Origin of the sequence: Budvicia aquatica DSM 5075 = ATCC 35567, assembly GCF_000427805.1 — a bacterium.
GTDB lineage: Bacteria > Pseudomonadota > Gammaproteobacteria > Enterobacterales > Enterobacteriaceae > Budvicia > Budvicia aquatica.
In genome coordinates, this window is the sequence record NZ_ATYS01000093.1 from 1 (window position 1) to 7,059 (window position 7,059).

Annotated in this window: 9 protein-coding genes; 6 read left to right on the forward strand and 3 right to left on the reverse strand. The window is 44.2% G+C overall.

From position 1 onward, the window contains the following. Nucleotides 1–75 precede the first annotated feature (75 nt). From YWE_RS0120175 to YWE_RS30680, 6 genes are all read left to right on the forward strand, one after another. Nucleotides 76–615: a GNAT family N-acetyltransferase gene (locus YWE_RS0120175; protein ID WP_428829289.1), complete on the forward strand. Its 540-nt coding sequence runs from the start codon at nucleotides 76–78 to the stop codon at nucleotides 613–615. 36 nt (nucleotides 616–651) lie between these two features. Then, the gene (locus YWE_RS0120180) at nucleotides 652–1,065 is read left to right on the forward strand and encodes a hypothetical protein (protein ID WP_134531048.1); all 414 of its coding nucleotides are present in this window, start codon (nucleotides 652–654) and stop codon (nucleotides 1,063–1,065) included. A 1-nt stretch (nucleotide 1,066) separates the two neighbouring features. Then, complete coding sequence (locus YWE_RS0120185) at nucleotides 1,067–1,306, forward strand: acyl carrier protein (protein WP_029096117.1); 240 nt, start codon at nucleotides 1,067–1,069, stop codon at nucleotides 1,304–1,306. Between the two features lie 169 nt (nucleotides 1,307–1,475). Next, nucleotides 1,476–2,738: a cytochrome P450 gene (locus YWE_RS0120190; RefSeq protein WP_029096118.1), complete on the forward strand. Its 1,263-nt coding sequence runs from the start codon at nucleotides 1,476–1,478 to the stop codon at nucleotides 2,736–2,738. Nucleotides 2,739–3,833: 1,095 nt separating this feature from the next. Further along, nucleotides 3,834–3,992 carry a hypothetical protein gene (locus YWE_RS30675; protein ID WP_154661437.1) on the forward strand — a complete coding sequence of 53 codons (159 nt, stop codon included), beginning with the start codon at nucleotides 3,834–3,836 and terminating at the stop codon, nucleotides 3,990–3,992. 515 nt (nucleotides 3,993–4,507) lie between these two features. Beyond that, nucleotides 4,508–4,651 (forward strand): YHYH domain-containing protein, encoded by a 144-nt coding sequence (locus YWE_RS30680; protein ID WP_099044086.1) that lies wholly within the window; start codon nucleotides 4,508–4,510, stop codon nucleotides 4,649–4,651. A 730-nt stretch (nucleotides 4,652–5,381) separates the two neighbouring features. On the opposite strand, the gene YWE_RS31710 is transcribed toward YWE_RS30680, so the two are convergent. The 3 genes from YWE_RS31710 to YWE_RS0120225 all read right to left on the reverse strand — a co-directional run bounded on the left by YWE_RS31710 (nucleotide 5,382) and on the right by YWE_RS0120225 (nucleotide 6,640). Beyond that, nucleotides 5,382–5,516 (reverse strand): hypothetical protein, encoded by a 135-nt coding sequence (locus YWE_RS31710; protein ID WP_255324368.1) that lies wholly within the window; start codon nucleotides 5,514–5,516, stop codon nucleotides 5,382–5,384. A gap of 216 nt (nucleotides 5,517–5,732) precedes the next feature. After that, nucleotides 5,733–6,122, reverse strand: a complete 390-nt coding sequence (locus YWE_RS29205; protein ID WP_029096121.1) for a putative zinc ribbon protein — start codon at nucleotides 6,120–6,122, stop codon at nucleotides 5,733–5,735. Nucleotides 6,123–6,253: 131 nt separating this feature from the next. Beyond that, nucleotides 6,254–6,640 carry a putative zinc ribbon protein gene (locus YWE_RS0120225; RefSeq protein WP_029096122.1) on the reverse strand — a complete coding sequence of 129 codons (387 nt, stop codon included), beginning with the start codon at nucleotides 6,638–6,640 and terminating at the stop codon, nucleotides 6,254–6,256. Between the last annotated feature and the right edge of the window lie 419 nt (nucleotides 6,641–7,059).

Here is a 7,059-nt window from a genome sequence, read left to right on the forward strand (position 1 = left end):
TTATTGGTTTACACTTAGTGCATTGATTGTAATAACAGTTAGTAGGAGATATTTATGACTCAGAGTTCCTCTCATATGGCCGGGATTCCAGTCTATATTGAAACCAACGGTTATCTTGTCCGTAGCTTAGCGCCGTCGGATGTTTCAGACGCATTTTTACAGTGGATGAATAGCGAAGATATGATGGAAGGTCTTAATCTTCCGCCAATCAATTTCTCAGCGCAGCAGTTGGCTGACTANATCTCCCAGTTTGATAATCATCGCAATTTCTTCCTCGGTATTTTTGATAAAACCAATAACGCGTTAATTGGCTTTTATACCATCGATATNAATCTGAACCACAAGGTCGGTCATATCACTACCGGCNTTGGCGAAAAAAATTACTCAGGTAAAGCCGTNCTCTGGGCAACNATCGATGCCCTGCTTGACCATTTCTACCTGTATCGTGATTTACACAAGATGTCCGCCCGTATTTTAGCGAAGAATAGACGCATGCTATTTTGCTTTGTTAAAAACCCCCGCTTTAAGCTAGAAGGCGTATTAAAAGAAGAGTGTCTCGCGCCAACCGGTGAACGTGTAGATATCCTTATTTTTGCATCACTACGGTCAAAATAATCCAATATGTCGATTCACCGCATCAGATTATCACTGATGATAGCGGCTTTATTTACACCGGCGATCTGGGTTATCTTTATCAACGGTCGGGAAAAAGAGGTCATTATCATCCGAGGCCGCTACATTTGGGCTCAGGATATAGAATGGTGGGTACTTCAGGCGTTACCTCATATTGGCGACAATAACGTCGCAGCGATCGGGGTAGTGAATGGACAGAAAGAAAAACGCACGGTCCTTGTGCATCTTTCAGATAAGCAGCAGGATATTTCAAGCTTATCAGCCATTATTAAGCAAGAGATTAATCGGGCTACCGGTATTAACGCACAGGCTGTGTTTATTATTGATAAATTACCACTAACGGCATCAGGAAAACGGGCCCGAACTCAGGCCAAAGCGCGCTACCTGAGTCAATCCCTTCATGTTATCGGTCATTCAGAGGAATATCAATAAGATGGATTATCTATTAAAAGCCAAACAAATATTAGCCAGTTGTCTGTCTGTTCCTGTTGACAGTATCAGCGACGATAGCCAGCTTGAACAACTCAGCCCCACGATTGATAGCGTCGTATTTGCCAATATCATGATGGACGTTGAAAACTTTGTGCAAAAAGAGATCAATGTCACCGAATGGCTGGAGCTCGGTTCAGTAAAAGATCTGGCAGTAATTCTGGAAAAAAACCACCACCCGTAGAGTTGATATTTGTAATAACGGGGCTCGTTCTTCTCTCTCTTTAGAGGCGCGAGTTCTATATCAATTAACATCCAGTAACAACATCGTGGTTTACCCGATTTCAGGCTCTGTCACACCACGACCTGATACAACCATACGACAGATAATAACGATAAAATAGAGAGGCCTAATGAACTCTGCAAGTACCGATATCTGCAATGTTCTCTATGCGTTAGCCAAGAGTCATAATGGTAAAAACGTTTGGTTGACGCTCAATGAAGTACCGACATTAGTGATACAAACGAAGCATGATGCCGATTATGTTCTGCGTCGAAATTATGTCAATTATGAAAAAAACATGGCCTGGTTCAGGCAAGCGCTCGGGTCTTCACGTTTTTTCGAAAACGGTCAGGTGTGGAAAAATCATAAAAAGTTAACCCAACCCTATTTAAACAACTTCAGTGATATCGACACCATTAAGCTGGCCAAGCACCACGGACAACAGGCGTTACATCAGCTTGCTCGTGGTACTTGTACCAGCAAAGTCACCCTCGATGACAACGTTTTTCGCAAAATGGCGATGTCAGTTTTAATTGAAAATTTCTTTTCTATCTCTTTAGATTCTACAGATATCAATATCGATAATATCGCCCAATTGATGGAGTACAGCTCAGAGCTGTCCTTTGTCCCTGCGGGAAAGCTTAATATCAGCTACCGCCGAAAGTTAGTTCAATTACGGGCACTACGGCGTCAGGTCAGCGAGGAACTAAAATTATTCAGGCATGCCTCGGTTATGAATCCGATGATAGAACGTATCCTCAAGGCAGAATCAGAGCCAAACAGCCGGGTTGTTTTAGAAGATGAGTTAATGACTTTCTTAGCCGCCGGTTCTGAATCGACAGCCGCCGCCATTGGCTGGGCCTGCTATTTACTCGCTCAATACCCTGAACAGCAGGAACGTCTTTATCAAGAAGCCATTGCTAACCCCCTTCCTGTGACTTGGGCGGCGCTGAGCAATATGCCACAATTAATGACGTTTATTTCTGAGGCTTTACGTTTATACCCGCCAATCCCGATGATTATTCGCCAGTCGTTAGCAAAAGATAAGATCGGTATCGAGATGATTGAAGAACGGCAAAATATTGTTATTTCATTTATTGGCATTATGCATGACGCCTCCGTCAACCCGAATCCTTGGTCATTGAGTCTTCCGCCCGATCATTACTCCCCGTTGAATGATAAGAACAGTGGGATCAATATGGCCTTTAGTCGGGGCCCCAGGGTGTGCGGGGGAAAAGACTTTGCCTTAGTCGAACTGGCTGGATTTATATCGACATTTGTTCGGTATGGTCTATTTACCCCAACGTCTCAGCTACCGCCCCGTTTTTACTGGAAGTCTCAAATGGTACAACAAGGCGGACACCCGGTTCAGGTCACGCTTCGGCCAGGTTAATTAAAATCACGTCACCGTCAGAACGCTCGTGTTGAGCTAGACGCCACGGCTCCCGCCATCCGCAGGATAGACTCGCTCTCACTATCACGCCCGAGGGTTCAAGCGTCAAATTGATGGATTGACAATAAATATCGGTATGACACCGCTTAGTCGATTTGACCATGGCGGAGATAACTGCGATTATTATCGTGCCGCCCCAGCAATAACGTCCTCCTGACATATGGGGGATTTCTTACTATATAGGGAAATTCATATGTATACCGCTGCCGCCCTTATGGCCATTCTTGTTACCCTAGCTGTATCGGGCGTTATAGCTGGAATAATCACCGCAGTGCTAAAGGAAGTATTTAACAAAAANCGGAGTGTATTAATTTTCACGACATCGTTATTCATTATATTTCTAACTATCCTATCCATCCTTTTCGATGGACCGACACAGGCGTTATCAATACTATTTGAAGTNATNGCCGCGCTCTTNTGACGTCGAATTAGCTACCAACTCAGTATATTCCTCAATGCTAGCCTGAGACGGAAAATACCCGCGAGTAATGGTATATGATGACGGACCTTTTTTCCGGAAAGCCCGCCAACTNGTTAATCCGCTTTGATGTTAATACTCATTCATTTCTGTTTTCCTCTATTTTACGAATGAAGGCTTTATCGATATTGCAAGCCGCCAGCGCTGTTAGTCATTCAGTGTTCAGTAATAAACTACCGGCCCACGGTAACGGTGTGGGTATGTCCGGTTGCAGCATATCGGCCGTCAGGTTGGTAGCGGCACCAAAGAACTGAAACGTAAAGCATCCCCATATTCTCGCAACCGTTTATCTTCTGAACACCGTCGGTCTGAACGGTTTTTCGTCTGTTGCCGATGTTATGCCATTGCCGCTATTTTCATCATGTTTACCAACCGATACGCACCCCACAGTGCCGCCAATCGAATAGTTATCGCTGACGTTAAACGTCGTCGGATATATGGCAGCAAACCGTATCAAATCAGGACTTGCACAACACGGGACGTCCATATATGGCATAGTGAATTTGGCCACCTGACCAGAGGTAATATCCTCACCTAAATAACTTTACAGGTGATCCATGACCAAATATTTTACGGCTGAATTTAAACTCGAAGCAGCAAAGCTGGTTGTTGACCAGAAATACTTTCATTCGGAGGCCGAGAAAGCCATGAATGTCAGTTTTTCGGCCCTTAGCCGATGGGGGGTAAGCTCAGATTGGAACGTCAGGGTAACGTAGCCTATTCAAAAAAACAGGCTTACCGTACAAAATTTTCGAATTTCAAACGCCCCCCTTATTTAGGTGGCAAAATACCTTATATTACTTGCTAACAAAATTTGGCGGATTCAAGGTTTGGGGAGCAACGGAACAGTAAACGCCGTTAAGCGGTCAATTTAAGTGGTTATTTATAATAAAATCAAAACGATTAGTATTGATTGTTGAATGATCGAGATTCCAGATGCGACAAGAGGTCAACATCTCGTTTTTTCAGCAACCAGCGTGTCTATGTCAACTGTTTAACTATCCTCCTCTGGCTGATAAAGATGTAGCGGTTGTGACTTATTGAAAACTTAAGTGTTTTACTTCATAAATGTGAGTTAAAATTAAAAACGTTGGTTCAACTGATTGGGCAGCAGCTTGATAGTGTTTGAATAGTAATCTTCTATTAAGGGCGGGTTAATCAAGTATTAAGGGCGAATTAATCAAGCTTATGTCCTGATTATTTATGATTCAATTTTCGTAAGGATGACGTAATGAAAAAAATATTCACAATACTTCTTGTTGCTCTGTCTGTCGGTGTTTCAGCACAGGTTTTCGCCCACTCAGGCGGCACGAATTCTGAAGGTTGCCATACTAATAAAAAAACCGGAGAGTACCACTGCCACAATAAAAAATAATATTTGAGCAAAAGCCATATAGGGCGTTATGTTTCGCCTAGTCAAAAGCAGCAGATAATTGAATATCCATGTACTGACGCTCTTTGATTGGGCAACTTAGATAGCCAAAAACAAACTAGCCGAATTACCTATACCTATACCTATACCTATACCTATACCTATACCTATACTTATACTTATCTTGGCCGTTTTTAAACGAGCCTACCGATAAATAATTAACTCTTTGATTTATCGAATATTAGCCACTCAATTTAACCTGTTAACCGTCGTTACGGTTCGGTTACACTTCAAACCCCGGTTCCCACTTAAAACGCCTAAAAATAATAGACCGGAAATTTCGACGGTTCAGGCGTACAACTCCATTTAGGGGGTTGAGGTTCAATGGGGCAAAAACCTACGTTAAGTAAATTTTTCAAACGCTTACACCCCCAATATATACAAAAAACTTACTTGGGGGTCTGAGCCCAAACCGACGGAATTAACCCAAAATAGCGGTTGTACGCCGGAACCCTAAATATGATAAGCGTAGCCTGTTTACCAGACGGCGTTTATCCGACTTTCCAAGCGGCCCCTAATATTTAGATACTGCGGAGAGTATTGGTGAGCTGAGGATCGCGTTCTAGTAAACATAGTAGCTTAAAGGCAACCGCCGTAGGAGTCCTCCGGTGTTGCTCCCAACTACTAACCAAATCAACACGGGTCCCCATTACTTCTGCGAATGCAGCCGGTTTCATTCCAAAGCTTTTACGCAACGTTTTATGGCATGCCGGTGTACCTTCTCAGGTTTAGGTGTAAATGTACCATTCTCGATGGCAACCATTTCATTTATGCTACTAACGAGATCGTCAACTAATTGTTTTTCCATAAATGTTCCCTCGTTATGGAGAGGTTATCGGAATATGGTGATGAGGTATTAACGCTATTTTCTGGGGATCCCTCAGTCCGAAGGGTATTTTTATGCCAACTATTTATGGAAAACACGCGCATGGATGGATGATATGTGCAGTGGGGGAGTCGCTATGGCCGACCAGACAAAACCGAGTTATGGGTATGACTCGCGCTCACTCTCACGGCTGAGGATTCAAGCGTCAGATTGGATGGGTTGGCAATAAATATCGGTATGACACTGTGGGCAATGCTTCACTCCGGTATGGGTTTGACCACACCAACTGCAATGCCACTGCCGGGTCGAGACGACTGGCGCTAATGTCTGCGCCATATTGCGTAGTTTGGCGAGTCGTTCATTGCTCTTGACCTCGGGGTCGTAATAAGTACAACCGCGTAACTGCTCTATTGGAGCACCGGAGAGNTCATGGCTAAACCACGGTTCATTCAAGGCGTTGTTACGCCAAATTAGTGGGCTATCACAAGACAAGCAGAAATAGGACTGTTGACTGTTTGACTGATGTTGCTTAGCGGAAATAATTTTGTCGTTTACATCGTAAGCAATAAATACTTTGAGCATTCGCATGGGGGCTCCTTTTCCATCAACGCCAGATAACAACCCATACAGCGCCGGCTGGCTTCGGGATAAAGAATATTTGGGGGAATGGATGCTAAGAAATAGAACTGATAAGGTAATTAGGTAGATCGTTTCCTGTTTTAGTCAGTAACCTCAATCTGGCTGTGGGCTCCACACTGACAAGCCAGGCAGTATTTCTCGCCGTAGTACGCATTACTGCAGCATCGACAGTGCCAATGACCCCGTTGTACCAACGGGAGTGCTTTCGGTACAAACGTCCTCAAGGCTTCAACGGTGGCAATCTCTTCAAAGGCCACGTTAACGTAAGGACAGTGTTCCCGCCCATGCTCCGATAAACCGGCATCGATATGCTCAAACCAGGGTTTGCTATGCGTTGTCTTTCGATGGAAAACTAATGCGCTGTTACAGAGGTGACAGGTATATTCACCGTTAGAGGATTTCTGTGCGGTTAATGCCGACACGAGATGCCCATGAGCATTACGTGAAATAAATGATTTTGCATACATACTGAGGCTCCGTTCTTTTGGATAGCAGGCAGCCGTAGTCCGTCCCTTAAGGGCAGAGACAAATACAGGCTTCCAGACTGGGATAATTTAGGATTAAACGGGATAAGTCAGCGGTGGCTGACGAGNTTGNNGATTGAATNGNTTCAATGCTTGGNTAAANACAGTGAGACAACGGNTTATTATTGCCNTGGTTGATATGATGNNGCTAGGCATGAATAGGTTTCATTTCATAGGGCAAGCCTGTTATTTTTTACTCGTCGCTGACGCGCTACGCGCTCTTTGATTGAGCAATATCGTTCTGACGCGTAATCCACAAGGTCGNGACCCAAGCCAAAAGACGGACCGGCATGATAGGTGTCGTCACCAACCTGAGGGGCCAGCACGACGTTGATATTCTGCAAGTCACGAACGGTTTAACG

What these genes read in the sequence shown, in the direction of transcription:
- YWE_RS0120180 (WP_134531048.1), top strand. Translation starts at nt 652, where the DNA reads ATGATAGCGGCTTTATTTACACCGGCGATCTGGGTTATCTTTATCAAC.
- YWE_RS0120185 (WP_029096117.1), top strand. Translation starts at nt 1,067, where the DNA reads ATGGATTATCTATTAAAAGCCAAACAAATATTAGCCAGTTGTCTGTCT.
- YWE_RS0120190 (WP_029096118.1), top strand. Translation starts at nt 1,476, where the DNA reads ATGAACTCTGCAAGTACCGATATCTGCAATGTTCTCTATGCGTTAGCC.
- YWE_RS30675 (WP_154661437.1), top strand. Translation starts at nt 3,834, where the DNA reads ATGACCAAATATTTTACGGCTGAATTTAAACTCGAAGCAGCAAAGCTG.
- YWE_RS30680 (WP_099044086.1), top strand. Translation starts at nt 4,508, where the DNA reads ATGAAAAAAATATTCACAATACTTCTTGTTGCTCTGTCTGTCGGTGTT.
- YWE_RS31710 (WP_255324368.1), bottom strand. Translation starts at nt 5,516, where the DNA reads ATGGAAAAACAATTAGTTGACGATCTCGTTAGTAGCATAAATGAAATG.
- YWE_RS0120225 (WP_029096122.1), bottom strand. Translation starts at nt 6,640, where the DNA reads ATGTATGCAAAATCATTTATTTCACGTAATGCTCATGGGCATCTCGTG.